The organism is Paenibacillus sp. OSY-SE, from assembly GCF_000283315.1.
Lineage (GTDB): Bacteria > Bacillota > Bacilli > Paenibacillales > Paenibacillaceae > Paenibacillus_B > Paenibacillus_B profundus.
In genome coordinates, this window is sequence record NZ_ALKF01000026.1 from 1 (window position 1) to 804 (window position 804).

Annotated in this window: 1 protein-coding gene; it reads left to right on the forward strand. The window is 50.5% G+C overall.

Annotated elements, in window-relative coordinates; genetic code table 11:
* The coding region (locus tag A372_RS32570) for an acyl carrier protein (RefSeq protein ID WP_036702549.1) at positions 1 to 804 on the forward strand (804 nt) is incomplete at both ends.

The following is an 804-nucleotide window of genomic DNA, read 5'->3' on the forward strand; positions in this document are numbered from 1 at the left end:
GGCCAACCAAGTTCAAGAAGAGTATGAGCATGAGCATGAGCGTGAGCATGAGCTTGAGCATGAGCATGAGCATCAATCCGTGATGGAGAATTTAACGTCTGTTGCGAGTCAGGCGGGAAAAGGCAGACGGTTGGAGATGAAAGGTTGGACGCTAGAGCAATGCGTACTGTGGGAATTAAAGGATGCAGTCGGCCAGATACTCAAGATCCCGCGGGAGAAGCTTGATGCAGATGAGAATCTAGAGAACTTTGGTTTTGACTCCGTAAGCTTGGTGGAGTTTGCGGGTGTGTTAAGTGAGTGTTATGAGCTGGAAATCACTCCGGACCTCTTTTTTGGTTACCCAACGCTTGAGAGATTGAGTGAGTATTTCCTTACCCAATATCCTGAACAGCTGACACAGTTCTATCAGGAGGAGGAATTTGTTCCTGTGGTAGCAAAGGAACAAGTGGTATCCAAGACAATGAGTGAACGTACAGTCAGAAAAAGTGAGCGTACAGTCAGAAAAGCGAGGAAGCCTCATTCCGGCGGAAAAGGCAGGGGTGAAAGCGAGGCCGAGCCGATTGCAATCATCGGGATGAGTGGTCGATTCCCGGATGCGTGGAATGTAGAGGAGCTGTGGTCAATCCTGCTGGAAGGCAGGGAAGTCATCCACGAGGCCCCTAAAGAGCGTGCTGAATGGTGGGAAGAGTATGGGCATGCGGAGAATGGAATAGAAACCGGCAAGAGAATGGGGTTTGTTCCGGGAGTGGCCGAGTTTGACCCGCTCTTTTTCGAGATATCGCCGCGGGAAGCGGAGATGATGGA